Source organism: Acinetobacter sp. WCHAc060042 (assembly GCF_003231195.1).
Classification (GTDB): Bacteria; Pseudomonadota; Gammaproteobacteria; order Pseudomonadales; family Moraxellaceae; genus Acinetobacter.
The window spans coordinates 1-23,468 of record NZ_QKVN01000023.1 but is presented as its reverse complement, the minus strand read 5'-3'; the positions used below and the strand labels follow the sequence as shown (position 1 = coordinate 23,468).

Sequence of the window (23,468 nt, the reverse complement as noted above, 5' to 3'; positions counted from 1 at the left end):
TTTAGCATTCAATTCAGAGGGTAAATCTTAATGAATATGCCGATGATAACACAGTTTCAAGAAAATCAAAAAACCATGTCGACTCGCGTTATTGCTGACTTGACAGAAAAGCGTCATGACCACGTTAAGCGTGATGTTGAAAACATGCTTGGGCAGCTTGGTTTAGATATCCCCAAATTTGGGGGCATCTATTTTGATGCTCAAAACCGCCAACAAACCGAATATTTGTTAGATGAAGAGCTAACAATGACTTTGGTCACTGGCTACAACATTGTTTTGCGCAATCGAGTTATTAAGCGCTGGAAAGAACTCGAAGACAAAGCATTAAAACCTGTCGAACTCAGTCGAATGGAGCTAATCCAATTAGCCTTAGCTGCTGAACAAGAAAATCAAGCGCTTAAGGATCATGTCGCCGTGTTAGCACCTAAAGCGCAGGCTTTAGACACGATTGCTGATACAAGCAATACATATTGCATTCGTGAATGTGCAAAAACGATTGGCATTAAGGAATCAGAGCTTATTCAGTTGCTCATTGATAAGAAATGGGTGTACCGAGATGCATCCAAGAAATTACAGCCAATGGCTCAGTACACGTTAAATGGTGTATTTGCAAATCGCACATCACCAGTAATCAAAAATCATCACGACGGCCAAGAGCGCGTATTTCTACACATGCGCGTTACTGCTTTTGGTTTAACGCGAATTGCAGGTCTTGTAGAGAAATCACGTATGAAAGGAGTTTTTGTAGCATGAGTCAATTCACTCCTAACAGCTTTCAGGTGCCTAACGCCTTTGTAGACGACGTTCTTTGTCAAATTGGGGATGTTGCAGCAAAGCTGTATTTGATCATCTGTCGTAAGACACGTGGCTGGTACAAAGAGCATGATTCGATTTCTCTAAGCCAGTTCCAAAAGATGACTGGCAAGAGCCGACCTACAGTCACAAAAGCAATTGCTGAACTCATTCAAGTGGGTTTGGTAATTGAGTGTGGTTCTACCATTCATGGCAATACTTTTAAGCTGAATGACGAATGTGCTGTTGGTTGGAAAATGTCTTTCCCTAGTAAAAATTCTTTACTACCTGAAAGCACTAGTAAAAAATCTTTACTAGTAAAGAAATTTAACTACGCTAGTAAAGAATCTTTACCACCACTAGTAAAAATTCTTTACACACAAAAGACACTATCAAAAGACACTCTACAAAATAAAAAAATAAATAAAAAAAGTAAGAGTGTTCCTGAACAACCTAAGGCTGAAAAACCAAAAGCTGAAAAGCAAAATCAATTCGATCCAAAAGCGGTTGAGTTACCAGCGAATGTAAATCGTGATTTGTGGATTCAGTTTGTTGACATGCGCAACAGCATCAAAAAACCACTGACTGAAAACGCCGTGAAGTTGCTGATCAATAAATTAATTGGTTTCGGTGTAGGGGCAAATCAATCGTTGGAATCTTCGATCATCGGCAGCTACCAAAGTGTATACCCACCGAAGAATACACCCGCAACAGTTCAACAAACTCCGGAACGCCGTCGTTTTGGTAGCCAAGCAAATCAACCAGCACCGATGCGTGATGTTCAAGGAGAGTGCGCATGAGCAATATCCAATTATTTGAGCAAGCATTTGCGATTGATTTCCCGATTGAAGTAGCGGACATGGTGCTTCAGCGCATGAGTGATCTTTACGGATCAGCATTCACGAAAAACTTTGAAGTTTATGCGGATGAAGAACTTCGTCAATTAGCTTGCACAGTCCTGAATGGTTTGACACCTGCAGATATCGCACGTGGTTTGACGCGTATGAACTCTGAGGAATGGTGCCCGAAGAATTTACCGACATTCCGCAGCTGGTGTGAACAGGGCGGTGATTGGTGGACTGCTGATATGGCGTGGGCAAAGGCTATGCAGTTTGAATCAGATCCACAAACAAAGATCACAACACTGACCAAGCGCGTACTTGATGAAGTTCGCCATGTTTTGAGCGCAGAGGGGCAAAAATCGGCCCATTTCGCTTTCAAATATATTTATATGGATTACCTACGCCGTGCTAAGGCAAAGGGTATGACGCAAGAAATGTGGGTGAAGCCTAAGGCTCCAAAGCAGCTCGAAAATCATGAGCGGAACCGTACAGGTGTTCCTTGCCCGCCTGAGTTGGCAGCAAGAATAGGGAAGACGTTTAATCGTGTTGGGGGTGAAGTGTGAATTCAATGGCAAATCATCAACTTTTTGGATTAGCGGAAGAGCGAACTGATATATGGGCAACCCCGCAAGACTTTTTTGACAAGCTGAACGCCGTTTTTAAATTTGATTTGGATGTTTGTGCACTCGCTGAAAATGCTAAGTGTGGTCGTTTTTTTAGTCCTGCAGATAATGGTTTGAAGCAAGAATGGACTGGTACATGTTGGATGAACCCTCCTTATGGTCGTGAAATTATTGATTGGGTGTCAAAGGCAGCATACACAGCTGAGCAAGGGCACACAGTTGTTGCTTTGGTTCCGGTGCGTACTGATGCACGTTGGTTTCAGGATTACTGTTTAGGTCGTGAAATTCACTTTATTCGGGGCCGATTGAAATTTGGAAATTCAAAAACTAATGCTCCGTTTGGGTGTTGTGTAGTTGTTTTTAGACCAAGCTTGAGCGATGTGAAGTGGGGTGAAGCGTGAACAAAGAAGAATTTCAAGCTCGAATTACAGCAGCTCAAGCGGGTAAAAACACCACATTTTCGGAACTAGAGAAAAAGAAGACCCTGCGTGAACAGCTTGAGAGTGATTTGGAGTTGTTTTTAACGTGTGGCGGTGAAGTGAATGAATTGCCTCAAGGTTTCTCTGGTGAGCTTCATAAGGGGTGGAACAACGGACAACCAAAACCCCAAAAGACCATGCATGAAATTATGGCAGGCACTGTATCAGAAACTCATAAGAAGCGTGCTCGACAAAAGGAGGATCAGGCAACGCTTGCAGAGATTAAGGCTTTGGATCGGTGGTGTAAAGGACGCAAGGGCCGTGGTGGCGATCTATGTCGAGAGTTGAAAGTAGCTCATTCATTTATATCGCAAATAACCCAACAAAATAGACCATGCTCAAAAGAGCGTTATGAGCAAATTAAGTTAGCAATGAAAGCGATTGAACAGCGGGAGCAGGAGGCATGAATCTAACTATCGAACAGATGCAGGGAATTGTGGATGGGACGCCTGTTGGAGCGACGCATCATAAATATGTAGGTGCAAACAAGTTGGATTTATATTTTGATGAAAATCATCACCTTGAATTTTGTGACTTTCAAGGGTGGTGCTTTCCAAGATTTCACCACACGAAAGAAATGATTTCTCGCATGAACAACATCGAAGATATCCGTAGAGCGCTGGCTGCTCATAAAACTAAGATGCATTCGCATCTTACTTCAGGTGTATTTCAGGATGATGACCACACAGACCATGTAACCGATATCCGCAATCACATTAGCCCTAATACGAGAGTTTCAGAGGCGCATGTGAATGAAGCATTTAAATTAAATAGATTGGGGTGACAGAATGAAATTAACTAAACAACAGCGCACAGACTTAAAAATGAAATTTGGTGGCCATTGTGCTTATTGCGGTTGTGAGTTGGGTGATAAGTGGCATGCAGATCATATTGAAGCGGTAAAGCGCGACATCATCCATGTAGGTGGCGGAAAGTTAATTTCAGGCGAAATGACAAGACCGCACTTGGACACAATTGAAAATATGAATCCAGCATGCGTGCCTTGTAATTCTAATAAGTCCTCAATGTCGCTTAAGTCATGGCGAAGCCTATTAACACATTACCGAGACGTTCAATTGCTTCGTGATAGCACACATGCACGTCACTTACATCGTTTTGGATTGATAGAAATCAAATCTGAACCTGTGGTGTTTTTCTTTGAAAAGTATGGGGTATCAGCATGAAAGCAGGCGACCGCGTAAAAGTAGATTTCATTAGTGAATCAAGAACTGTTTTTTCAGGTAAACGCTTCACTGGTTATGGCGTATTAGATCGAGTTGAAGATGGTCGTGTATTTGGACGCTTGGATGATGGAACGCCGTTTATGTGTCTATGTGCGGATGTTGAGGTGGTTGAACAATGACACAACTGTACCAGTGTTGCGTAGACACAATAATAAAGGCTAATGCAATCGGCTTTACATCATTTGGGTGTAAGCAGTGCCATCGGAACTTTGAAATTCTTCCTGAACAAACTGAGCAACAAGAAACGCCCACGGCGATCCTACAAGAGACTTGTGACCATGATTGGGAGGATGTGACATCACACGGCGAAACTGAACAGCATTTAGTTTGCACCTATTGCGGAAAAGAAAAAACTCGTCCACTACCAGCACAATGGAGCCCAGAAATTGACTAAGTATCTCATTGGCATCGATACGGGTGTGAACACAGGTTACGCCGTGGCAGAAGACAAAGGCAATGGCGGTGAACTATTTGAAGTTAGATCCTTAACGATTACTCAGGCCATGAGTCGAACGCTTGAGTTTGTTGTGCGCTATGGAAAAGAAAACGTTTGTTTATTCATTGAGGATGCTCGGAAGCGCACCTGGTTCACTGGTGGTCGTGAGAAAGCCCAAGGTGTTGGATCAGTAAAACGTGATGCGCAGATTTGGGAAGATTGGTGTAAAGAGCAGGAGTTGAATTATCAAATGATTCACCCTAAAGCCAATGCAACCAAAACAAAGGCCGATGTATTTAAAAAGCGCACTGGTTGGATTGAACGTACGAATGAGCATGCGCGTGATGCAGCTATGTTGGTTTTTAAAAGATTTGCGAAGTTTTGAGGGAAATAGGATGAATGCAGTAGTGGCTGAGAAATTTAAAAACTTTGAGTGGTTGGCGCAAGGCATTACAGCTAAATCGCCTATTTTTGGTCAAGAAGGGCATAGCACTGGGGAAAAGCCTATTGATTATCAGGATAGATTAGGCGCTATTGCTGCAATGGGTAGCCAGCTTGCCAAGTCTGTTGCATCAGTCATTATCTTTGGTGAATGCTCAATGGGTGATTACGAATATATCCGCAATCACTTGGCTAAAATCATGATGGATGCTGCATATGTGGATAAGAAGCGCGAGCCTGAGCAAATTGCGATTTATCACCTTTCATGGCTGGTAGCAAAGATGGTGATGGTTTTTGCGTTAGATCCTGATTATGAGTCTAACTTTACTGCGAAAGGTCGTCTTGAGGTTGTTGCAGGTGTATCTGGTAAGCAGATGTCTTTAAGTGTGTATCGTCACACATGGAAGCCTTATGAAAATCTTATGGTGATTGCGCTTGAGATGGCTATTAAAGAGGCTTCAGATGCGATTGATGAATATCGCCGTGCAACATATTCAGAGTTACGCGCCTAAAATAGCGGGTGCATTGCGCCTTTCAAACAATATTTAAGAATAGTTGGCATTATTCTGCTAACTAAGGTATCTTATTTCTATACTGGTCGTATTACGGTTTATCCGAGACCAAGGCATTAAAGCTCATCGAAAGGTGGGCTTTTTTGACATTATTTATTCATAAAATTAAGTGATAATGTCTTTTTGTTTTTGAGCTCTAATTGAAATGGCGATTTTAACTGTTAAAGAACTAGAAGACACTCTCGGTAAATTAGTGGCTGAAGGTAAAAAGCCTGAAAAGATTTTATTAGGCTATAAAGCGTATGGTGAGCTAATGAATGATCGTAGCTTTTTTGAGGAAGTGGCTGGCTCGGCAATGGATCCAAACAAACGAAAATATAAAAATATTAAAATTAAGGTTACCCAAGACGAATACCAGTTTGAAGTGAAGTGTTCAAAAGAGTAGGTTTAAGCATCAAGGAAAGCTCGCCAAATGGTGAGCTTTTTATTGCCCTGCTTGATTAACCAGGAAGGAATCTTGCTTAGTTCGACAAAGTTAATGACAGTATTTCAGTAATAAATATCATAAATTTATGTTTTATAAGTAAAAATAACTGACATTTCTTGCGACATGATTGCTTGATTGTCCAGGAGTAAAATCATGCTTAGATTACTGATGTGCTTATTCGGCCTACATGGTGCGACTGAGATCGATTACACAGTTGATGATGAAGAAATCAAGGTGTGTCGGGATTGCATGAAAGAAGTTAAGTAATTTAGATTTAAAAAACATAAGCCTGATCATTAATTTGATCGGGCTTTTTTATTACCAAAATAAAGCAGGTGTGGAAAATGAATAAGTTTCAGAAAGGTAGTGCAGACAATATCTTGATTGGATTGATTGCAGTCTTCGTTATAGCAATCATATTGATCTTCTTATTTGCGTGGCCACAATACAAAGTTTGGCAGCAAGGTATGGCAGGACAGGCTCAATTATCAAAAGCACAGCAATCCAAACAAATTGCAATTGAGACAGCCAAGGCTGAGCTTGAGAGTGCGAAATTGCGTGCAGAAGCAATCAAGGTAATGGGTAAAGCAGCACAGGAGTTCCCTGAGTACAGGCAGCAAGAGTTTATTGGTGCATTTGGTGAAGCTTTACGCGAGGGCAATATTAGTCAAATTGTATATGTGCCAACTGAAGCCAATATTCCTGTCTTGGAAGCAGGCAAGCGACCATCTTCTAATTAATCTTTTCCACTTAGCCGAACGTATTACGGCACATAAAACCACGCTCAATATGCATTATTGGCGGGGTTTTTCTTTTATCTATTTCGCGTTAATGGTGGTCACCATGGATCAAGTTGAAGCAAAGCGAAACAAAGAACGTTATGAGCAAAACATCAAAGGTGCATCAATGATTCACCCAATGGATATGCCACAACACTTGATTGATGGGTTGGCTTATTTCATTCGTGATCAGCGCCGTAAGATTCACAACATCGAAACCAATTTGAATGGTGATTAATCATGTCATGTAAATCATGTGAAGAACGTCGACAGAAACTGAAGGCTTTAATAAATGACTCAGCAAAATCAATTTCAAATGCAATTGCTTTCCTTGGTGGGCGAACTGGTAAAGCAGAACAGCCAAGTGTTGGAACAGAACAATCAACTGATTCGACACCTGACACAGCAGAGCAACCAGATCAACGAATTATTGTTAATACTCGAGGATCAGGAAGAGGCAAACGTTCCTAGATATATGGATGAGTAAATATGGCATCAATTATTACTCGGGCTGAAGCTGATAAGCGTCAAGCAATACTGCAAGGTTTAAATTCCTTTCATAGCGCTCATGATGGGAAAGGCATTCGGCATGTATTTGTGAATGGTAATCGCATTAAATGCGTAAAGTGGGCGAATATAGAGCAAGGATTAGTTTGTTTCATACCTCATCGTCGCTTTACCAAGAAAGATAGACGCAATGGTGAAATATATACACGATTACTGCGTGGCACTGTGACAGTGGAGTTCATTAATCATGAAGCTAAAACGATTGCAGAGCAGGCTTGATGCCATCACACCCAAGCAACCTAGACCACCAAAGAACTGGGGATCAGGTCGTGGCGGTAGACCATGGCGCAGACTCAAGGAAAAGATACATCTACGCGACAACTGGACATGCCAGCATTGCCGCCGTGTTACTACAGAACTTGAACTGGACCATATTGTCAATGTTGCCCAAGGTGGTACTGATGATGAATCTAACCTGCAATCGTTGTGCGTTGAGTGTCATAAGAAGAAGACACAAAAAGAATCTAGAGGAATTTAATTATGCGTAAACAAATCACACAAATAGGTGTTATTGCATCACGTTCAGCTAATCGTCTTTATGATGAAAAGCTCAAGCCATTTTCTAACGAGATAAAGAAAAAAGAAGGGAAAGAAGTTTTTGCTTCAACCATCATGTTGCGCGCCTCAGCAGATCTATTCCACTTGTGTGGTGATAGCTACGAAGATCAGTTGGATATGCTTGTAAGCGTCATGAAAGAGCAAGCGAAAGCTGCGCGAATAAATGATAAATAGGTAGGGGGGGAAGGTCAAAAGTTCAAAACCTTTTGCCCTTGGACACCACCCCCCATCTCACGTATAAAAAAATTTCCCATTTCGCAAATATGTTAAAGGAGGGTACATGGCTTTAACAGCAAAAAAGAAGGCATTTGCCCAAGCTAAACATGATGGTGCAAACAACAAGGAAGCCGCGATTTTCGCGGGTTGTAGCCCTGAAACAGCCTCGCAAGCTGGTTCTAGAATGGCGAAAGATTCTGATGTGATTGCTCAGATTGAGAGACTTAAAAGTGTTAAAGATGTTAACAATAATGTTAAACCCAATCCCAAGCCAATAGTCACTAAAAAAGATATCAGTACCGCTTCTGAACGACCTGATCCACTTAAATTTTTAGAAGAAATTTGGACAGACCCGGGTGAAGATACGAAAATGCGGATGGATGCTGCAAAAGCAGCTCTACCGTACTTCCATGGCAAGGTTGCTGATAAAGGTAAGAAAGAAACCAAAACGGATGACGCCAAAAAAGCCGCACAAGGTGGTAAGTTTGGAACACTGGGTTCGCAGTTGAGGAGTTGATTATGGGGTGGCTTGCATTTAACCGACTTAAAAATGGGAAACACTAGTATGTCGAAGGTGCTCTCACTATTGAATTTGATGAAACCGGCTTACTAACGGTTTTTAAAAATACTGAAGTGGTTTATGTAAAACAATTTCAGTCACATACTAAAGCTATGCTAGGTGTTGAGCCTATTTACCATAAATACAAACCACAAGATTAGTAAATTGACCGCCCATTATGGCGGTTTTTTAATGAGTTAATTTTATGACTGCAATGCTCCCAGAATGGACAACCGCTTGCCCAGACTGGGAGGAGCGTATTGTCAAAAAGCAATCGCTCATGCCATGTGCGCCACTGTTTCCACAAGTTGCAGATGTTGCAGAGCGAATTTTTAAGGAACTCATTCTTGTTGATGTGATGGATAGCCCGAAGATGGGCGATGTCACCTTGGAGTGGGTGATTGAATTTGTTAGAGCAATTGCAGGGGCATACAACCCTGAAACTAAGCGTCGTTTGATTCGTGAGTTTTTTCTTCTGATTTCTAAGAAAAATACTAAGTCTACGATCGCTGCTGGAATCATGCTGACATTGCTTTTGTTAAATGATCGACTTTCAGCAGAGTTGATCATCCTTGCTCCAACCAAGGAAGTTGCAGACAACAGCTTTAACCCGATCCGAGACTTCATCAAAGCAGATGAAGATCTCAGTTTAATGATTAATATTTCTGAGCACACTAAAACCGTTACTAATTTAGGTACAGGTGCAACGCTTAAAGTTATTGCTGCGGAATCAAATGCAACAGCTGGCAAGAAAGCCTCAATCATTTTGATCGATGAGGTTTGGCTTTTTGGTAAGCGTGCCAATGCTGAATCAATGTTCCGTGAAGCGAAAGGTGGCTTGGCATCGCGTCCCGAAGGGTGCGTGATTTATCTTTCTACCATGTCTGATGAAGTCCCATGTGGTGTATTCAAGCAATTATTAGATTATGCGCGTGATGTAAGGGATGGAATTAAACAGGATAAAGCCTTTTTACCTCTTATTTATGAGTTTCCTAAGCATTTGATAGAGGCGGGTGAACACTTAAAACCTGAGAATTTTTACATCACCAACCCGAATTTAGGTGCTTCAGTAGACCTTGAATACCTGATTTCAGAGTTCAATAAGGTCAAAGATGCAGGTGAAGAGTCGCTTAGAGACTTCTTGGCCAAGCATCTAAACATTGAAATCGGCATGAACTTGCGAGCAAACCGTTGGGCGGGTGCTGAGTATTGGGTTCAGCAAAAGCATGTGTTTGGACTTGAGCAATTAATTGAACAATCTGAGTTGATCACATTAGGTATTGATGGCGGTGGCTTGGATGACTTGCTTGGATTTGCTGCCTTAGGACGGTTGAAGAAAGATCCACGTATTTGGTGGCTTTGGAGTCGTGCTTGGGCGAATAAAATTGCCTTGGAACGCCGTAAAGAGAACATCCCTAAATATAAAGACTTTGAGCAAGAAGAAAGCCTTGTTGTTGTCGATAAAGTGGGTGAAGACATTGACCAGTTGGCGTTAATTGCAAAGCAAATTTACGACAGTGGCAAGCTCGACAAAATTGGGCTAGATCCGCAAGGTCTTGGAGGTCTCATTGATGGTTTAACTGGCGCTGGAATCCCTGAAGAGGTACTTGTCGCAGTCCCGCAAGGACATAAGTTGATGGGATACATCATGACATCCGAGCGCAAGTTGGCTGAGGGCAACCTTTGGCATGCAGGACAACAACTTATGACTTGGTGTGTAGGTAATGCTCGGGTCGTGATGATTGGTAATGGTATGCGTATTACCAAGCAGGATTCAGGTGTAGGAAAAATTGACCCCGTCATAGCCATGTTTAACGCCGTGGCATTAATGAGTTTGAACCCTGAGCCCACAAATAAAGATTACGAAATACATTTCATATAACCGCCTTAATTGGCGGTTTTTACATTTTGGAGGGGGCTATGTCTGCTCTACATAAGTCATTTGGCTCTTTTGAGATTAAAAGCGTCGATGAGGAAAAGCGAACATTTACCGGTACGGCAAGCACACCGAATCAAGATCGATCGAAAGACATCATGGTGCCAAAGGGTGCGAAGTTCAAATTACCAATGCCATTACTATTTCATCACGACATGCGAAGCCCGATTGGTCATGTGACCAGCGCGAAAGTAACGGATAAAGGAATTGAAGTAGAAATTCATATTCCTGAGATCAAGGAAGAAGGAAAGCTGAAGGATCGCGTAGATGAGGCCTACCAATCTTTGAAGTACGACCTTGTAAAAGGATTATCTGTTGGCTTCCTGCCGAACTGGGATACCGCCGAGATGATTAAAGGTGGCGGTATTAAGTTTGAAGATTGGGAATGGTATGAGCTTTCACTTGTCACGATTCCAGATAACCGTGATAGCGGAACAGATTTTAAAAAAGCTTTTGAGGAACACAAAGCCGCGTTGGGCAGAAAACCTCAGACCGTTACAGATGGCGTTTCATCTGAACAAAAACACGTTGTTGTCAAATTAAATAGCCCAACAAAGGGTGGAGTGAAATTGGTATGAACAAATATTTAAAACAGTTACTTGATGCTTTGGCTGCTAAAAATCTAGAGCTTCAAGGGCATATTACCAAGTCATTAGATGGTGGTTCTACACCAGACGATGAAACTGAAGCGGCAATTCAAACTGTTGAAGCAGAAATTGCAGCGATCGAAAAGAATATCGAACGTGTAAAAAAACAAATCGAAGCTGCTAAAAATGCTGCTGAAAATGGGACGCCAGTTGCTGGTGAGAGTGGTGAAGAAGCTAAGGCTTCTGCCGAAGGTGATCCAGATCCAACTAAAAAGAAAACAGTGGTTACAACTGAATCTAATTTGCCAAAGGGTATTGGTTTTACTCAATTTGTTCGTGCAAAAATGTTGGCATGCCATGTTCAAAAGCAAGGTAACTTATTGACGGTAGTGGATGCTGCAAAGCAACTTGGGTTTGGTCAGGATACGGTTCAGTATATTGAAAAAGCTGTGCTTGGAACTACGACTGATGCTGGCTTTGCAGCACCATTGGTTCAGCAAGATACATATAAAGGCGATTTTTTAGAGCTGCTTCGTAACGCAACCATTTTTGATAAGTTGCAAGGTTATCGTACGGTGCCTTTTAATATCAAAATCAATGGTCAGGCTACTGGTGGGACAGCCTCATGGGTTGGTGAAGGAGCTAAAAAACCTTTAACAAATCCAACGTTTGACAGCGTAGAAATTAAAGAACATAAGCTTGCAGCTATTACAGTGTATACCCAAGAGTTGCTTCGTCGTTCTGATCCGGCAGTTGATCAGTTAGTGTTAAACGATTTGATTGCTGCATCTAAAACGCTTATTGATGAAACATTCCTTGGTACACAAGCACAAACCGATGTAACACCAGCGGGCATTCTCAATGGTGTTGTTGCAGTTGCAGCAAGCGGTGAAACCGCAGAAGCAATTGAAGCTGATTTGTTGAAATTGATTGAGACGTTTGTTGAGGCGAATTTAAGTACAGATGGTGCGTACTTCTTAATGAGCGAAACACGTGCAATGCGTATCGCGTTGCTTCGTGATGCATTAGGCAATACTTACTTTAATGGGATGAATTTCGCAGGTGCAGCTCGCTCATTATTGGCTATTCCTGTCATTACATCTCAATCTGTTGGGGACCGAATTGAACTTGTGAAAATGAGTGAAATTCTTGTTGCTCAAGATGGTGGTGTGGATGTTGCCTACAGTGACCAAGCGACATTGACTGATGGTGCAACGACACACAACTTATGGCAAGAAAATAAGTTCGCAATTCGTGTTGAGAAATTCATCACATGGGCAAAACGCCGCCCGATTGCTGCAGCTTATATTCAATACACCTAATTTTTATTCATTAGGTCAAAAACAGCTCCTTAATTGGGGCTGTTTTTATATCTAAGCATCAAAGTTGTTTAGCTATGAGAACAGTCTATGAAAATTAAATATTTAAGAAAGGCACCGCAAGGAATGCCTGGTGATGTAGCTGAAGTTCCAGATCTGCAAGCCAAAATCTTAATTAAGTTGAAGTTTGCAGAACCTTTAGATGGCGAACCCTCAATTGAGTTCTTGAAGAACTTAAATGGAACCCTAGTTGTTGATGATTTTGGTAGTTTGGTTGAGTTGCCTCTGACGGCTGAGCGTGTATTAGAAAATGCTCAACAAGCGGTGCAAGAAGAAAAGCCAGTCAAACCCAAACAAAAACGTGCAAGCAAAGCAAAATAAGGCGGTAAATAATGGGCATTTTTGGCAATTTATTTAAGAAAAAATCGCTTCAAGGTGTTCATTCAGGCGGTGGATGGCACTCGATGTTTATCCATGAGCCTTATTCGGGTGCATGGCAAAAAAATGATGAATTAACCCGTGAAGATGTTACTGCACATCATGCTGTTTTTTCTTGTGTCTCATTAATTTCACAAGATATTGGTAAGATGCCGATTCAATTGAAGCGCCATGAAAAAGGTGTTTTGGTCAATGCAGATATACCAAGCAAATTTCGCGTTTTAAAAAAGCCTAACCGTTTTCAAATTTGGCAGCAATTTAGCGAACACTGGACAACATCATTATTGCTACGTGGCAATACCTATGTGCTGAAGCGCAGAGATATTTTTGGTGAAGTGACGGAGCTTGTTGTGCTCAATCCTGATCTTTGTAAACCATTAATTGATGACAACGGAAACGTCTTTTACCAATTGGGTAACGACCGACTTACACAGACTGATTCGGTCGTAATACCAGCATCCGAAATCATCCATGACCGTATTAACTGTTTTTATCACCCACTTGTGGGGCTAACCCCAATTATGGCGTGCTCATTGGCTGCGGGACAGGGTATTGAGATTCAGAAAAACTCTAGAAATCTCTTTAAAAACTTCAGTCGGCCAGCTGGAGTTTTAACTGCTCCCGGTTCAATTGCAAAAGATAAAGCTCAAGAAATTCAAGACCGCTGGAATGCTAATTATTCAGGAAATAATGTAGGTAAAACAGCCATCCTTGGTGATGGTTTAACTTTCCAAGCCATCACCATGAATGCTGTAGATGCACAATTAATTGAACAGCTTGAGATGACGGCTAAAGTAATATGTTCAGTTTTCCATGTGCCCTTATTCAAAGTAGGTTTAGGGCCTACGCCGACTGGGAAAATTTCGGATTTAAATGAAATTTACTATTCTGATTGTTTGCAAAGTACGATCGAGGCACGGGAAAACTTACTCGATGATGGTTTAGGTCTTAAAGATAGTGGTTTGGAAGCATTTTTAGATATTAGTGTGCTTATCCGCATGGACTCAACATCACAAATGGCACGTTTAAAAGAAGGTGTTGGTGCTGCAATCCTTACGCCTAATGAAGCGCGTGTGGAGGTTGGGCTATTGCCGATTGTTGGTGGTGACACGGTTTATATGCAACAGCAAAACTTTTCACTGGAAGCACTTTCTAAGCGTGATCAGCGGGAGGATCCTTTTAATACAAGTTCAACCACTAAGACTGATCAGAAACCACCTGATTTACCTGAAAATAGTAGCGAGAAATCCCTATATAAAGGGATTTTTAGGACTGAAAATAAGTATGAGAATGGGTGTTATGTGACTTACAAGGGCTCATTATGGCATTGTGAAAAATCACATATCGGAGAGTTTAATTACGAAAACTTCAAGCTGGCTCAGAAAAAATGGGGAGAAACATGAGTATCGTTGATTTAGAGGAAGTAAAACACCACTTACGGTACGACGATGACAGTAATGACATCTCCTTAAATGGATACATTACTGCAGCTGAGTCTGTCATTAAGAGTTACATCACAGATACTTTTGAAGCTGATTATCCCGCTGCTATTAAACAGGCAGCATTACTGTTGATTGGTTATTGGGATCAATTCCGTAATGCTGAAGGTGATGCACCTGTGAACGGCAATTTCTTACCTATGCCAGTGCAGTCATTACTTTATCCATATCGTAAACCGACAGCTATATAGGTGATGTATGAAATGGCTTAAAAAGATAATGGGGTGTCAGTGTTGGGCCTGTAAAAATGTTCGTTTGGGTGGTGGTTATCAACCTTGCCATAAAGTGAATAAGACTGGTGAATTGAAGTCGCCACCAAAAAGACCATAGGTGATTCATGAGAGCAAGCGAACTCTGCCACCGAATCCGTATTGAAAAAGAAACTTCACTGCGTGATGACGATGGCAACACTCTAGATCCAGTATGGACCACACATGCAACTCTTTGGGCGAAAGTCACATGGCTTTCGGTCAAAGATACGTTGGTTGCTCAGGCCAATAATTCTGAAATTGTTGCGCGCTGTAAGATTCGTAAGCGATCCGATATCGATACAGCCATGCGCGTTGTCTATGATGGGAAAATTTATAGCATCACTGGTGAGCCTTTACCCGATGCTGAGAATGGAAAAATCTATTGCACTTTGATGCTCAGTCATGGGGTAGAGAAATAAGGAAGCGATTATGTCTGTCGAATTTAAGATTGAGGGCATGGATGAACTTTCTAATAAACTCCAAACTTTGTCAGATGGTAAAGCTGTTAACCGTCGTGCTCGATCCGCTGCACGTAGAGCCATGCAATTAGTTCTCTTTGCGGCCAAGGTTGGAGCTTCGCGTATTGATGATCCTGATACGCGGGAAAGCATTCAAGAAAACTTGGTGATTCGTAATGGGAAAAGCCGCGATATAAACACTGTTCGTATGCGCGTGGGTGTACTTGGTGGTGCCAAAAACTACGCCAATACTAAGGACAATGTTCGTAAGGGGCGTGTAGGTAAGCAATACACCACTGATGGAAGCAGTAAGAACCCGGGCGGAGATACTTTTTACTGGCGCTTTATTGAATTTGGTACTTCAACTTCACCACCAGTTCCATTTTTAAGACCAGCATTAGCTCAAAACGTTGATGCAGTAACTGTTGAATTTAACAAGGCATTTATGAAGTCGATTGAATCCGCAATCAAAAAAGGTAAGATCGAATGAAGCAATTACCTATTTACAGAATTTTAAAGGCTGATGCTCAAACATTTGGAATGTTGGGTGAACGCATTTATGAAGATGTAGCCCCTGAAAAGACACCACCACCTTATCTGGTTTGGTCTGACTTATCAGGAACACCAAATACTTCCCTAGATAACATCACCAATGAAGATGATGTGCTGTATCAAGTGATGGTTTATAGCCCGAACCAAAAGACAGCTTCAGATATTCGAACTGCTGTGTGTAATGTTCTTCAAGAACATAGCTTGATTGATCAGCGTATCGGTCACTATGAGTCAGATACAAAGCAATTTGCTCGTGGTTTTTCTGGTAGTTGGTGGCTCAATCGGTGATATATTGATAAAAAAGATCGGATTGATAAATGCTTACTGAAGAACAAGTGGAAAACATTTTAATTGAAGTAAAAAGGAATGTAGGTGAATGGGTGGGTGAAACAGTATCTTTCGGGAGGCCGCCTATCCATTTTAAAGGCCTTCATGATTTATTTGTTTCAGCTAATGTTGATCTTGCTGGATTGTTTGATTTAGAGCCCCTTACTGTTTTAGAAAAAACACTTGAAGCATGTAAAACACTTGGTTTGGAGGAAAGAGAATTCGTATTTTCACTTGATAGCTGGTCAGCAGATGCAAGTAAGTTATTCAACTTAAAGCAAGAATATTATCCAGAATTCATTAGATAAAAGAAGTTTATTTGAAGTTTTGCCGCCTTAGGGCGGTTTTTTTATGCCAAAAAATTGAGGAGTAGCTACTCATGGCGCGTATTAAAGTACAAAAGTCGCAACTGTTCTGTGTAGACGGTAATGAAGTTATTACCGTTCAATGTGCAAAAAACTTAACTCTCGGTACTGACACTGAAGAAGATATTGATGTGACATGTATTGATGATGCCGAAGATAATTTTGATCCTGGTAAAAAGACACCGGGTGAAGGTTCTCTAGGTACGGATTTTGACGATGAAAACGAATCACATTTAAAGATTCTTGCGTTGTCCAAAACTGATCCACGTAAAAAAGTCATGTGGTATTTGGGTTCAAGCCATTCAGATGCGGCACCAACTGTTACTGCAGGTGTAGTGACTCTTCCGCCTGAACGTATGTGGTGGGCTTTTGAGGGTTATTTGAAAACACCTGAACGCACATTCGAAAAAGGGCAGTTTGTTGGTTACAACTATCCGCTTAAACGCACTTCTAGTGTTAACGAAACAATGCGCACAATTCCTTAAGGGTAGGTTATGGCTAGGAAAAAATTAACGCTTGCCTCTGCGAAGAAAGCTTCGGGTGTAGGCGAGCTGGTTGAAAAGACAATTAGTTTTGTTGATTCTAAAGGTGAGGCGTTTGAAGGTGAAATTTTAGTAAAACGCCTATCACACGCTGAGCTTAAAAGTGCAATTGATGCATGGAATTTAGATGATAATTCCAAAGCGACAGTTGATCAGCACTCAAAGGCAACATTGTTTGTATCTGTGTACTCATCACCTGATGAAAAGTTCTTTCCTGAAATTGCAGACACTGGTGCTGTGAATTTTGAAATCATTAGCGCAATGTTGAAAGCAGTTGATGAGGTCAATGACTTTGCGGGAAAGAAGTGGATCTCAAATCAGAAGAGTTCTGGTGCGAGCTCGTCCTTAACGGAATTGGTGGAAGAACCATTGAAGAAGCCAAGCGACAAGTAAGTCCGAAAGAGTTCAAAATGTGGTGGGCCTATCGTCAAAAATATGGCTCACTTTTTTTTGGTCGAAGGATTGAACAGGGATTGGGAAATTTAATCGCATCATTCCTTGCTTTCAATGGCGCTAAGGATGTTGATGCTTATGCATTTATGATGCATGAAGATCATCCCGATGAAATTGAATACAGTGTCGATGAGATGTTTGCGAAAGGCTTGGGGAACTGACTTAGGTTGGTTTCTTTCTACTGTGTGGACTTTTTGTTAAAAAATGAGTAGTTTATTTCCTTGTTTTAAGGGGGAAATATGAAGAAATTATTAAGTATAAGTATTCTAGCTTTATCATCAGTAGGCTGTACATCAATTCAAGTTAACAATACAACTGGGTTTAATCCAAATTCGATACGTCAGGTCTGTGTTGTACACAATCCTAAAGTTATTATTAAAGACTTCGATGGAATTATTGAGCGAAGTTTTGCAAGGCATAACATTAACGCTAAAACTTATAATGATGGGGCAGATCTGAGCTTGTGTCAGACTATGCTGAATTATACTGCTTTACGTTCGTGGGATATTGTTCCATATATGGTTTCAGCGCAATTTAACCTTATCCAAAACGGTAGACAGGTTTCTGAATCTTCATTTAAGCTTAAGGGTAATGGTGGGCTAGCGCTAAATAAATGGCGTAGTACCGAAACAAAAGTAAATGAATTGGTAGATGAATTATTAGGGAAAAAACCACAAGCAAATAAAGTAGGTTCACCTGATTTAAGTATAGAGCAACCTTTAATTTTGACACCACCACCACGTGTATAAATATAGAAGTTTTTATAAAAAAGCACCCTAGGGTGCTTTTTTTATTACCCTCGCTTAAGGTGTTTTTTTGTTTGAGTTATTTTCAATCACTGGAACTTTTAAGTCGGTAAGAGTTGATGCTAGTTTTTCCTTATCAACGCCGTTTACTAGTAGCCCTTCAACTAAATTGTTAATTGTTTGATGGATGGCATCAGCAAGAATCTTTTGGGTCGCTTCAGTGGCCATAATTACACCTTCCTCCTCCACAGCAAAACTTTGTTCAAGTCGGTGCACGGCTTCAGCAGTGATTGTCCGGCCATTATTTAGCGCTGCTTTTTCTATGCTCTCTTTGAGCTCCATTGGAACTCGGAGGTTCATTTGAGGATCGTTGCGTGCCATTGTTGGGAAGACTCTATTAGTGATACAAAAGATAATATTGCATCACAGTGCTTTACATCAATAAAGCGCTGTGCTTTAATGTGATCACGGTGCTTTATTTGGAGGGTTGAATGGCACGACTAGATACACAGGTAGCAGTTCGTATTCCACCTGAGTTGCATAAGCAGCTAAAAGAAAAGGCTGCAAAGGATGAGCGTTCAATGAATTATTTGATTAATAAGGCAGTTGAATTTTACTTAAACCAAAAAGAGAGTGCGAAAGCATGAAATCAACAGGCAACAAAAAAGCCCTCAGTCTTGGCGGATGGGGCTTGATTGATGTCAACAACTTAAAGGAAAGTCAACATGACTACTATACAACAAAATCTTTTAAACCCAAACAATCAGGCCTTAGTTATTGGTGAATTTACTATTCGCCAAGATGAGGATGGTCGCTATTGTTTAAATGACCTTCACAAGGCCAGCGGTAATGCTATAAAGCACAAACCATCATTTTGGCTTCGCAACGAGCAGACACAGGATCTAATTAGTGAGTTGCAAAATTGCAACTCACAATTTGCAGCAATAGAAAAACCAGTCAATGTTTTGCGAGGTAATTTTGCGGGCGTTAAAAAACAAGGTACATATGTTGTTAAAGAACTCGTCTACTCATATGCAATGTGGATCTCCGCTAAATTCCACTTAATGGTAATTCGTGCTTACGACTCCCTAGTTATGGAATGGATGATTGGCGGTAAGCAAACCATTTCACCAGAGCAAGCAGGCATTCTTTACAACATTGTTCATACACGCGCTGGCAACAATCAGAGCTTGATTATGCAAATGTGGAGTCGCTTAAAGAACCACTTTAAATATTCTGCAAGTTATCGAGAACTTCGAGCAATTCATTTTGAAGACGCTAAGCACTATTTGGAAGTAATGGATTTGAAGGGTAAGGCGGAATCTAAAACTAAAGATCCTGAAATTAAAACATTGCCATACCCACCAGAAGTAATTCATGTGGCGCAGCAGATTTGTCAAGAATTTAAGTCGAGCCAATACAGCTCTTGGTTTGTGGATGCTAGAGATGGTCTGTTATCTGCAATGCCTTTGCCAAAAGGTTATTATCCAACAATGGATATAGCTGAGTTTGCTAAGAGATTTGATGCTGTTTTAGATTTATTATATGGAACAGACACTTTGAGATTGGGTCGCCATTATTTGAGTGAACGAAAAGCTTAAAAGCAAGAACCTCCTTCGGGAGGTTTCTTTTTGCCCATGGAGTTAGTATCTTGTTCTAAATTATAAATTTGGGGCAGGTATGGCTATTAACCCTTGTAAAGAATGTGGTGGACCAGTAAGTGATAAAGCGGAAAGTTGTCCGTTGTGTGGGGCAAAGCAGCCTAAAAAAACATCTCCATTTGTAATGTTATTAGCTATTTTACTGGCTGGTGGTGGATTAATTGCACTACTTACCCCTAAGTCGGAAAATGTCGTACAGGAATCTAAGCCACTTACAGCAGAAGACATTATGGCTGCCAAACAGGTTAGCGCTTACATGACTATTAAAAGCAGTCTTAAAGATCCTGATAGTGCGACGATAAATTTTTATAAGGGTAAGCCTTGCGGACAAGTCAAAGCTAAAAATAGCTTTGGGGCATTTACTGGGTTTAAGCGTATTGTGATTTTAAAAGATATCAATATTGAAGGGCAGGGAATGACAGGCACACAGTTTGAAAAAATGTGGAAAAAGCATTGTGATGGTGTCCAATTTTAAGTTTTAGTTAATTTTAAAACCGCCAACTAGGCGGTTTTTTTTCGCCTTGAGGTTCATATGAGCACCAAACTGGGAACACTTACTCTAGATTTGGTTACCAAGATTGGTAACTTTGTCGGCCCCATTAAGGAGGGTGAAAAACAAGTTAAAGCTAGTTTTGAGAACATGCGTAAGCAAATTAATAGTTATAGCCAAATTGCAGTTGCAGGAGCAGCAGCCGTTGGTATAGGCGTAGTTGCAATGGCAAATGACTATGCTAATGCAGCTAGAGAATTACAAACCTTTGCCTCTATTTCAAATGCGACTACTCAAGAATTTCAAAAAATGGCTGCTGGTGCCGAGACAATGGGCATAAGCCAAGAGAAACTTGCTGATCAACTCAAAGACTTTAATGAAAAGCTGGGCGAATTTATTACTATCGGCTCAGGTGGTGCTGTAGATTTCTTTGAGCAAATTGCAATTAAAACAGAAGGTAGTGCTGAAGCTGCAAGAAAATTAGCACTTGAAATGCAGAATTTATCTGGCCCACAAGCACTTCAATTATACGTGGATAAGCTTGAAGAAGCAGGTGTGACCCAGCAGCAAATGTCTTTCTATTTAGAAAGCATGGCTTCAGATACAACGAATTTGATTCCTTTGCTTAAAAATGGTGGTGAAGGATTTAAGTTTTGGGCAGATGCAGCTCAAAGAGCTGGAATCGTTATGGATCAGCATGCTATAGCAAAAGCAAACGAACTTAAGATTCAAATTGATTTATTAAATATGCAGGTTCAGGGTGCAAAAAATCAGTTCATTCAAGGATTGATGCCAGCTTTAGTTGCAGTTGGTGATGCTATGACTGATGCGACAATTGAGACAAATTTAATGTCTGATGCTGGTGAAACATTAGGAGGGGTATTTAAAGGTGTAGCGGCAACAGGGATGGGTGTTTATGCGGTTGTTAAGATGCTTTCAAACGCTATAGCTGGACTATCATTCGATGCAATAAATGCCAAGAAAAATGTTGATTTAGCATCGCAGGATGGAAGTTGGGCTAATAAATTACCAGGTATTAGGCTTGCCAAAACCTTAATTACGGGAGCAGCTGTGTCACGTGCTCCAAATAGCGGTATATCAATGGCGGCAGCGGATAACGCTAAAGTTGTTGATGATATCGGCACATCAATTAGTGCTCTTTTTAACAACACTGTAAATCAAACAACTGCTGCAATGGCTAAGTTACAAAATTCGCAGGCAGGAGTCATTAGTGGTTCAGACGAGTGGATTAAAAAACAGAATGAGTCTTCGAAAGCAGTAAAAGATAATACGAAAGCTCTTCACGAACAGCAACGTGCCTATGAGGAAGCACAGCGACTTGTTTACGAGTATGGTAGTGAGTTCAATCGAATTGATATGGATTTGCGCGATGAGAGTGATCGAATTAATAATTCTGCTCTTAAAGTAAGCTCAAAAATCAAAATGATTGCTGATGCTCAGGAAATTTCAGATGCAAGAAAAAAACTCTATACAACTGAATTAGATTTTGAGCTCAATCAATATCATATGACTGAGCAGGAAAAGCTTAAAGTACAGTTAAGTATTGATTTACTTAAACTTGATGCGACCAAGGGATTACTTGATTCAGAGAGAAAGTTAAAAAAAGATGCTTTAATAAAGCAAGCTGCTACAGAAGAGGCTGCTTTAAAAATCTCACAACAGAAACAGTTACTTGAAACTAAGCGTAATTGGATTTCTGCAGCGGAATACGCGCAAGAGTATTACGCATTAGTTAGAGAAGAAATTCTCAACACTGCAAATTATTCACCTGAGATGAAGAATGCTCTTATAAAGCAGACAAATATCCAACAGGGCGTGGACGAAAATGCAGATCGTGAAAGGGTTTGGGAGGACTACCAAGATAGATTTGAAATTCCGAACTACTATCAAGAAGATGTTGATCTTTTAAAAGAAGCACGTGAGCAGATGCTGATCACTGATCAGGACTACTACATTAAACGCGGCCTCTTGCATGCTCAGTGGGGTGAGAATTACTTTGCTGGAACAGCCAATGTATTAAAGTCTGTACTTGGCGAAGAGTCTGGTTACTACCAAGCAGCATTTGCAATTCAAAAAGGCTACGCTGCGGCTCAAGTAGCATTGAATGCACCTGAAACGTATTCCAATGTCTACAAAACTGTCTCTGCTATTCCTTATGTAGGTCCATATATTGCACCTGTTATGGCTGGTGCCGCCGTGGCATTACAGTTAGCCCAAGCAGCTACGATTGGAAGTACAAGTTTTAATCCTACTGGTTACGCCGATGGTGGTTTTACTGGTTATGGTGGTAAGTACGATGTTGCTGGTGTAGTCCACCGTGGCGAAGGTGTTTTAACTCAGGAGGAAATCGCTGCATTAGGTGGGCCAGCTGGGTTTTATGCATTAAGAGAAGCTATAAAAAATGGGTATGCAGATGGTGGGATGGTTTTAGATCCACCAAAAGTATTCACCCCGCAGACTTCTAAAATGGATGCATATGTTGGTCAGTCACAGCAATCTTCATCAAATGGCATGCAGGGTCTTACCATCATTAATCAAATTGAACAGGATGATTTGGTAGGCAAGTATATGCAGGGTCCAGCTGGTCGTCAGATCGTCCTTAATCAAATTAAAGCAAACCCGTCAGAGTTTAAGCGAGCAATGGGAGTGTAAATGAAAATCCAAACTACACTTTTTGGTGAATTGGTTTTGTTGGACCAGTGCACGCTTGTGGGGTCGTCTGAAAGTCTAGGTTTTCAAACTTACGTCAACAGTTCACATAATGGCACTGAGAAACGAAAAGCTTTACGTGAAACCGCATCTCAAGTTTTGAATATTGATTATGTGGTGGCGCGTCAAGCTTTGGCGCAGAACTTCAATGTGTTGTGGGGTAGTTTACGTAAACTGTGGGCCATTCCTGTTGATGTAGAGTGGCAGCGGATTGGTGGTGTGGACGGTGATTTTATTGAATGTACAACTTCAATTTACGATTTCCGAAACGATTCCCTGGCATTGCTTAAGCATAAGGACGGTCTAACCGTTGTTGAAATCAAAGAGGTACTAGCCAATGGTCTAAAACTCTATGAACCGATCACCTTGCAGAACTTCACAATACGCCCACTTCGAGTGGGCTTTATTTTGGGTGATGTATCGGCACCTATCAATGCAGTTTATGGCCAACCCAGCCTTCAGTTTCAGGTGATGGATGCACCGTATCTGCAAGCGCCTGTACCCGCGCAGTTTCTTGGACATGACATTTACTTTAAGCGCTTATTGCTGGAAGGTAATGCGTTAAATGTCACCATGCTG

Annotated in this window: 37 protein-coding genes and 1 pseudogene; 37 read left to right on the top strand and 1 reads right to left on the bottom strand. The window is 41.1% G+C overall.

Annotated elements, in window-relative coordinates; all coding sequences use genetic code 11:
• The first annotated feature begins 36 nt into the window (after positions 1 to 36).
• The 32 genes from DPG01_RS11195 (at position 37) to DPG01_RS11035 (ending at position 18,011) form a co-directional block, all read left to right on the top strand.
• Positions 37 to 753, top strand: a complete 717-nt coding sequence (locus tag DPG01_RS11195) for a phage antirepressor KilAC domain-containing protein (protein WP_110975188.1) — start codon at positions 37 to 39, stop codon at positions 751 to 753.
• Positions 750 to 1,592, top strand: coding sequence for a replication protein (locus DPG01_RS11190; protein WP_110975152.1), 843 nt, complete (start codon positions 750 to 752; stop codon positions 1,590 to 1,592). Before DPG01_RS11195 ends, DPG01_RS11190 begins: the two co-directional genes overlap by 4 nt.
• Entirely contained in the window at positions 1,589 to 2,197 is a 609-nt protein-coding gene (locus DPG01_RS11185) for a restriction endonuclease (protein WP_110975151.1), read from the top strand. The genes DPG01_RS11190 and DPG01_RS11185 overlap by 4 nt, the downstream gene beginning before the upstream one ends.
• Positions 2,194 to 2,658 carry a DNA N-6-adenine-methyltransferase gene (locus DPG01_RS11180; RefSeq protein WP_171327395.1) on the top strand — a complete coding sequence of 155 codons (465 nt, stop codon included), beginning with the start codon at positions 2,194 to 2,196 and terminating at the stop codon, positions 2,656 to 2,658. Before DPG01_RS11185 ends, DPG01_RS11180 begins: the two co-directional genes overlap by 4 nt.
• A complete protein-coding gene (locus DPG01_RS11175) occupies positions 2,655 to 3,143 on the top strand; it encodes a hypothetical protein (protein ID WP_110975149.1) in 489 nt (162 codons plus the stop codon). The genes DPG01_RS11180 and DPG01_RS11175 overlap by 4 nt, the downstream gene beginning before the upstream one ends.
• The gene (locus DPG01_RS11170; protein WP_110975148.1) at positions 3,140 to 3,520 is read left to right on the top strand and encodes a hypothetical protein; all 381 of its coding nucleotides are present in this window, start codon (positions 3,140 to 3,142) and stop codon (positions 3,518 to 3,520) included. The genes DPG01_RS11175 and DPG01_RS11170 overlap by 4 nt, the downstream gene beginning before the upstream one ends.
• A 4-nt stretch (positions 3,521 to 3,524) precedes the next feature.
• On the top strand, positions 3,525 to 3,920 hold the full coding sequence (locus DPG01_RS11165) for an HNH endonuclease (RefSeq protein ID WP_110975147.1): 396 nt from the start codon (positions 3,525 to 3,527) through the stop codon (positions 3,918 to 3,920).
• Entirely contained in the window at positions 3,917 to 4,099 is a 183-nt protein-coding gene (locus DPG01_RS11160; RefSeq protein ID WP_110975146.1) for a hypothetical protein, read from the top strand. The genes DPG01_RS11165 and DPG01_RS11160 overlap by 4 nt, the downstream gene beginning before the upstream one ends.
• A 267-nt stretch (positions 4,100 to 4,366) precedes the next feature.
• Entirely contained in the window at positions 4,367 to 4,801 is a 435-nt protein-coding gene (locus DPG01_RS11150) for a hypothetical protein (RefSeq protein ID WP_110975144.1), read from the top strand.
• 10 nt (positions 4,802 to 4,811) lie between these two features.
• Positions 4,812 to 5,369 carry a hypothetical protein gene (locus DPG01_RS11145; protein WP_010326046.1) on the top strand — a complete coding sequence of 186 codons (558 nt, stop codon included), beginning with the start codon at positions 4,812 to 4,814 and terminating at the stop codon, positions 5,367 to 5,369.
• Between the two features lie 205 nt (positions 5,370 to 5,574).
• Positions 5,575 to 5,814, top strand: coding sequence for a hypothetical protein (locus DPG01_RS11140; protein ID WP_010326047.1), 240 nt, complete (start codon positions 5,575 to 5,577; stop codon positions 5,812 to 5,814).
• 386 nt (positions 5,815 to 6,200) lie between these two features.
• Positions 6,201 to 6,596, top strand: coding sequence for a hypothetical protein (locus DPG01_RS11135; RefSeq protein ID WP_004694142.1), 396 nt, complete (start codon positions 6,201 to 6,203; stop codon positions 6,594 to 6,596).
• A 103-nt stretch (positions 6,597 to 6,699) separates the two neighbouring features.
• A complete protein-coding gene (locus DPG01_RS11130) occupies positions 6,700 to 6,873 on the top strand; it encodes a hypothetical protein (protein WP_162622341.1) in 174 nt (57 codons plus the stop codon).
• 2 nt (positions 6,874 to 6,875) lie between these two features.
• Positions 6,876 to 7,106, top strand: coding sequence for a hypothetical protein (locus tag DPG01_RS11125; RefSeq protein WP_110975142.1), 231 nt, complete (start codon positions 6,876 to 6,878; stop codon positions 7,104 to 7,106).
• Positions 7,107 to 7,124: 18 nt separating this feature from the next.
• A complete protein-coding gene (locus tag DPG01_RS11120; protein ID WP_228156992.1) occupies positions 7,125 to 7,421 on the top strand; it encodes a hypothetical protein in 297 nt (98 codons plus the stop codon).
• Entirely contained in the window at positions 7,390 to 7,680 is a 291-nt protein-coding gene (locus DPG01_RS11115; protein ID WP_110975141.1) for an HNH endonuclease, read from the top strand. The genes DPG01_RS11120 and DPG01_RS11115 overlap by 32 nt, the downstream gene beginning before the upstream one ends.
• Before the next feature lie 2 nt (positions 7,681 to 7,682).
• Positions 7,683 to 7,934 (top strand): hypothetical protein, encoded by a 252-nt coding sequence (locus DPG01_RS11110; RefSeq protein WP_110975140.1) that lies wholly within the window; start codon positions 7,683 to 7,685, stop codon positions 7,932 to 7,934.
• Positions 7,935 to 8,040: 106 nt separating this feature from the next.
• Positions 8,041 to 8,493 carry a terminase small subunit gene (locus tag DPG01_RS11105; RefSeq protein WP_110975139.1) on the top strand — a complete coding sequence of 151 codons (453 nt, stop codon included), beginning with the start codon at positions 8,041 to 8,043 and terminating at the stop codon, positions 8,491 to 8,493.
• Between the two features lie 247 nt (positions 8,494 to 8,740).
• A complete protein-coding gene (locus DPG01_RS11100) occupies positions 8,741 to 10,417 on the top strand; it encodes a terminase large subunit (RefSeq protein ID WP_110975138.1) in 1,677 nt (558 codons plus the stop codon).
• A 38-nt stretch (positions 10,418 to 10,455) separates the two neighbouring features.
• Positions 10,456 to 11,049 (top strand): HK97 family phage prohead protease, encoded by a 594-nt coding sequence (locus tag DPG01_RS11095; RefSeq protein ID WP_110975137.1) that lies wholly within the window; start codon positions 10,456 to 10,458, stop codon positions 11,047 to 11,049.
• Positions 11,046 to 12,380 (top strand): phage major capsid protein, encoded by a 1,335-nt coding sequence (locus DPG01_RS11090; RefSeq protein WP_110975136.1) that lies wholly within the window; start codon positions 11,046 to 11,048, stop codon positions 12,378 to 12,380. The genes DPG01_RS11095 and DPG01_RS11090 overlap by 4 nt, the downstream gene beginning before the upstream one ends.
• Positions 12,381 to 12,467: 87 nt before the next feature.
• Positions 12,468 to 12,758, top strand: a complete 291-nt coding sequence (locus DPG01_RS11085) for a hypothetical protein (RefSeq protein ID WP_110975135.1) — start codon at positions 12,468 to 12,470, stop codon at positions 12,756 to 12,758.
• A gap of 11 nt (positions 12,759 to 12,769) precedes the next feature.
• Positions 12,770 to 14,218: a phage portal protein gene (locus DPG01_RS11080; protein WP_110975134.1), complete on the top strand. Its 1,449-nt coding sequence runs from the start codon at positions 12,770 to 12,772 to the stop codon at positions 14,216 to 14,218.
• The gene (locus DPG01_RS11075) at positions 14,215 to 14,505 is read left to right on the top strand and encodes a head-tail connector protein (RefSeq protein ID WP_110975133.1); all 291 of its coding nucleotides are present in this window, start codon (positions 14,215 to 14,217) and stop codon (positions 14,503 to 14,505) included. The genes DPG01_RS11080 and DPG01_RS11075 overlap by 4 nt, the downstream gene beginning before the upstream one ends.
• A 146-nt stretch (positions 14,506 to 14,651) precedes the next feature.
• Positions 14,652 to 14,984: a phage head closure protein gene (locus tag DPG01_RS11070; protein ID WP_110975132.1), complete on the top strand. Its 333-nt coding sequence runs from the start codon at positions 14,652 to 14,654 to the stop codon at positions 14,982 to 14,984.
• A 10-nt stretch (positions 14,985 to 14,994) separates the two neighbouring features.
• A complete protein-coding gene (locus tag DPG01_RS11065) occupies positions 14,995 to 15,513 on the top strand; it encodes an HK97-gp10 family putative phage morphogenesis protein (RefSeq protein ID WP_228156991.1) in 519 nt (172 codons plus the stop codon).
• Positions 15,510 to 15,863: a DUF3168 domain-containing protein gene (locus tag DPG01_RS11060; protein ID WP_110975130.1), complete on the top strand. Its 354-nt coding sequence runs from the start codon at positions 15,510 to 15,512 to the stop codon at positions 15,861 to 15,863. The genes DPG01_RS11065 and DPG01_RS11060 overlap by 4 nt, the downstream gene beginning before the upstream one ends.
• A gap of 29 nt (positions 15,864 to 15,892) precedes the next feature.
• Complete coding sequence (locus tag DPG01_RS11055; protein WP_110975129.1) at positions 15,893 to 16,210, top strand: hypothetical protein; 318 nt, start codon at positions 15,893 to 15,895, stop codon at positions 16,208 to 16,210.
• 71 nt (positions 16,211 to 16,281) lie between these two features.
• Positions 16,282 to 16,752 carry a phage tail tube protein gene (locus DPG01_RS11050; protein WP_110975128.1) on the top strand — a complete coding sequence of 157 codons (471 nt, stop codon included), beginning with the start codon at positions 16,282 to 16,284 and terminating at the stop codon, positions 16,750 to 16,752.
• 9 nt (positions 16,753 to 16,761) lie between these two features.
• Complete coding sequence (locus tag DPG01_RS11045) at positions 16,762 to 17,202, top strand: phage tail assembly chaperone family protein, TAC (protein WP_110975127.1); 441 nt, start codon at positions 16,762 to 16,764, stop codon at positions 17,200 to 17,202.
• A gap of 17 nt (positions 17,203 to 17,219) precedes the next feature.
• Positions 17,220 to 17,423 carry a hypothetical protein gene (locus DPG01_RS11040; RefSeq protein ID WP_110975126.1) on the top strand — a complete coding sequence of 68 codons (204 nt, stop codon included), beginning with the start codon at positions 17,220 to 17,222 and terminating at the stop codon, positions 17,421 to 17,423.
• Positions 17,424 to 17,501: 78 nt separating this feature from the next.
• The gene (locus DPG01_RS11035) at positions 17,502 to 18,011 is read left to right on the top strand and encodes an Sbal_3080 family lipoprotein (protein WP_228156990.1); all 510 of its coding nucleotides are present in this window, start codon (positions 17,502 to 17,504) and stop codon (positions 18,009 to 18,011) included.
• Positions 18,012 to 18,065: 54 nt separating this feature from the next.
• Here the strand turns inward: DPG01_RS11035 and DPG01_RS11030 are convergent, their stop codons facing one another.
• Positions 18,066 to 18,389, bottom strand: coding sequence for an Arc family DNA-binding protein (locus DPG01_RS11030; protein ID WP_228156989.1), 324 nt, complete (start codon positions 18,387 to 18,389; stop codon positions 18,066 to 18,068).
• A gap of 110 nt (positions 18,390 to 18,499) precedes the next feature.
• On the opposite strand from DPG01_RS11030, the gene DPG01_RS11025 reads away from it, so the two are divergent.
• The 5 genes and pseudogenes from DPG01_RS11025 to DPG01_RS11005 all read left to right on the top strand — a co-directional run.
• Positions 18,500 to 18,655: a toxin-antitoxin system HicB family antitoxin gene (locus tag DPG01_RS11025; RefSeq protein WP_110975125.1), complete on the top strand. Its 156-nt coding sequence runs from the start codon at positions 18,500 to 18,502 to the stop codon at positions 18,653 to 18,655.
• A 78-nt stretch (positions 18,656 to 18,733) separates the two neighbouring features.
• Positions 18,734 to 19,609 carry a KilA-N domain-containing protein gene (locus tag DPG01_RS11020; protein WP_110975124.1) on the top strand — a complete coding sequence of 292 codons (876 nt, stop codon included), beginning with the start codon at positions 18,734 to 18,736 and terminating at the stop codon, positions 19,607 to 19,609.
• Positions 19,610 to 19,688: 79 nt separating this feature from the next.
• A complete protein-coding gene (locus DPG01_RS18915) occupies positions 19,689 to 20,144 on the top strand; it encodes a zinc ribbon domain-containing protein (protein WP_228156988.1) in 456 nt (151 codons plus the stop codon).
• Between the two features lie 57 nt (positions 20,145 to 20,201).
• A complete protein-coding gene (locus tag DPG01_RS11010; RefSeq protein WP_110975123.1) occupies positions 20,202 to 22,832 on the top strand; it encodes a hypothetical protein in 2,631 nt (876 codons plus the stop codon).
• Positions 22,833 to 23,468, top strand: a pseudogene (locus tag DPG01_RS11005) (hypothetical protein); the annotation flags it as partial. It lies immediately after the preceding gene.

Excerpts from the sequence above, each read along its gene's own strand:
- DPG01_RS11160 (WP_110975146.1), top strand. The coding sequence starts at position 3,917 with ATGAAAGCAGGCGACCGCGTAAAAGTAGATTTCATTAGTGAATCAAGA.
- DPG01_RS11165 (WP_110975147.1), top strand. The coding sequence starts at position 3,525 with ATGAAATTAACTAAACAACAGCGCACAGACTTAAAAATGAAATTTGGT.
- DPG01_RS11030 (WP_228156989.1), bottom strand. The coding sequence starts at position 18,389 with ATGGCACGCAACGATCCTCAAATGAACCTCCGAGTTCCAATGGAGCTC.
- DPG01_RS11035 (WP_228156990.1), top strand. The coding sequence starts at position 17,502 with ATGAAGAAATTATTAAGTATAAGTATTCTAGCTTTATCATCAGTAGGC.
- DPG01_RS11085 (WP_110975135.1), top strand. The coding sequence starts at position 12,468 with ATGAAAATTAAATATTTAAGAAAGGCACCGCAAGGAATGCCTGGTGAT.
- DPG01_RS11045 (WP_110975127.1), top strand. The coding sequence starts at position 16,762 with ATGGCTAGGAAAAAATTAACGCTTGCCTCTGCGAAGAAAGCTTCGGGT.
- DPG01_RS11100 (WP_110975138.1), top strand. The coding sequence starts at position 8,741 with ATGACTGCAATGCTCCCAGAATGGACAACCGCTTGCCCAGACTGGGAG.
- DPG01_RS18915 (WP_228156988.1), top strand. The coding sequence starts at position 19,689 with ATGGCTATTAACCCTTGTAAAGAATGTGGTGGACCAGTAAGTGATAAA.
- DPG01_RS11070 (WP_110975132.1), top strand. The coding sequence starts at position 14,652 with ATGAGAGCAAGCGAACTCTGCCACCGAATCCGTATTGAAAAAGAAACT.
- DPG01_RS11135 (WP_004694142.1), top strand. The coding sequence starts at position 6,201 with ATGAATAAGTTTCAGAAAGGTAGTGCAGACAATATCTTGATTGGATTG.
- DPG01_RS11120 (WP_228156992.1), top strand. The coding sequence starts at position 7,125 with ATGGCATCAATTATTACTCGGGCTGAAGCTGATAAGCGTCAAGCAATA.
- DPG01_RS11020 (WP_110975124.1), top strand. The coding sequence starts at position 18,734 with ATGACTACTATACAACAAAATCTTTTAAACCCAAACAATCAGGCCTTA.
- DPG01_RS11095 (WP_110975137.1), top strand. The coding sequence starts at position 10,456 with ATGTCTGCTCTACATAAGTCATTTGGCTCTTTTGAGATTAAAAGCGTC.
- DPG01_RS11110 (WP_110975140.1), top strand. The coding sequence starts at position 7,683 with ATGCGTAAACAAATCACACAAATAGGTGTTATTGCATCACGTTCAGCT.
- DPG01_RS11050 (WP_110975128.1), top strand. The coding sequence starts at position 16,282 with ATGGCGCGTATTAAAGTACAAAAGTCGCAACTGTTCTGTGTAGACGGT.
- DPG01_RS11145 (WP_010326046.1), top strand. The coding sequence starts at position 4,812 with ATGAATGCAGTAGTGGCTGAGAAATTTAAAAACTTTGAGTGGTTGGCG.
- DPG01_RS11055 (WP_110975129.1), top strand. The coding sequence starts at position 15,893 with ATGCTTACTGAAGAACAAGTGGAAAACATTTTAATTGAAGTAAAAAGG.
- DPG01_RS11170 (WP_110975148.1), top strand. The coding sequence starts at position 3,140 with ATGAATCTAACTATCGAACAGATGCAGGGAATTGTGGATGGGACGCCT.
- DPG01_RS11140 (WP_010326047.1), top strand. The coding sequence starts at position 5,575 with ATGGCGATTTTAACTGTTAAAGAACTAGAAGACACTCTCGGTAAATTA.
- DPG01_RS11130 (WP_162622341.1), top strand. The coding sequence starts at position 6,700 with ATGGATCAAGTTGAAGCAAAGCGAAACAAAGAACGTTATGAGCAAAAC.
- DPG01_RS11185 (WP_110975151.1), top strand. The coding sequence starts at position 1,589 with ATGAGCAATATCCAATTATTTGAGCAAGCATTTGCGATTGATTTCCCG.
- DPG01_RS11080 (WP_110975134.1), top strand. The coding sequence starts at position 12,770 with ATGGGCATTTTTGGCAATTTATTTAAGAAAAAATCGCTTCAAGGTGTT.
- DPG01_RS11105 (WP_110975139.1), top strand. The coding sequence starts at position 8,041 with ATGGCTTTAACAGCAAAAAAGAAGGCATTTGCCCAAGCTAAACATGAT.
- DPG01_RS11115 (WP_110975141.1), top strand. The coding sequence starts at position 7,390 with ATGAAGCTAAAACGATTGCAGAGCAGGCTTGATGCCATCACACCCAAG.
- DPG01_RS11195 (WP_110975188.1), top strand. The coding sequence starts at position 37 with ATGCCGATGATAACACAGTTTCAAGAAAATCAAAAAACCATGTCGACT.
- DPG01_RS11060 (WP_110975130.1), top strand. The coding sequence starts at position 15,510 with ATGAAGCAATTACCTATTTACAGAATTTTAAAGGCTGATGCTCAAACA.
- DPG01_RS11075 (WP_110975133.1), top strand. The coding sequence starts at position 14,215 with ATGAGTATCGTTGATTTAGAGGAAGTAAAACACCACTTACGGTACGAC.
- DPG01_RS11190 (WP_110975152.1), top strand. The coding sequence starts at position 750 with ATGAGTCAATTCACTCCTAACAGCTTTCAGGTGCCTAACGCCTTTGTA.
- DPG01_RS11125 (WP_110975142.1), top strand. The coding sequence starts at position 6,876 with ATGTCATGTAAATCATGTGAAGAACGTCGACAGAAACTGAAGGCTTTA.
- DPG01_RS11065 (WP_228156991.1), top strand. The coding sequence starts at position 14,995 with ATGTCTGTCGAATTTAAGATTGAGGGCATGGATGAACTTTCTAATAAA.
- DPG01_RS11090 (WP_110975136.1), top strand. The coding sequence starts at position 11,046 with ATGAACAAATATTTAAAACAGTTACTTGATGCTTTGGCTGCTAAAAAT.
- DPG01_RS11025 (WP_110975125.1), top strand. The coding sequence starts at position 18,500 with ATGGCACGACTAGATACACAGGTAGCAGTTCGTATTCCACCTGAGTTG.
- DPG01_RS11040 (WP_110975126.1), top strand. The coding sequence starts at position 17,220 with ATGTGGTGGGCCTATCGTCAAAAATATGGCTCACTTTTTTTTGGTCGA.
- DPG01_RS11010 (WP_110975123.1), top strand. The coding sequence starts at position 20,202 with ATGAGCACCAAACTGGGAACACTTACTCTAGATTTGGTTACCAAGATT.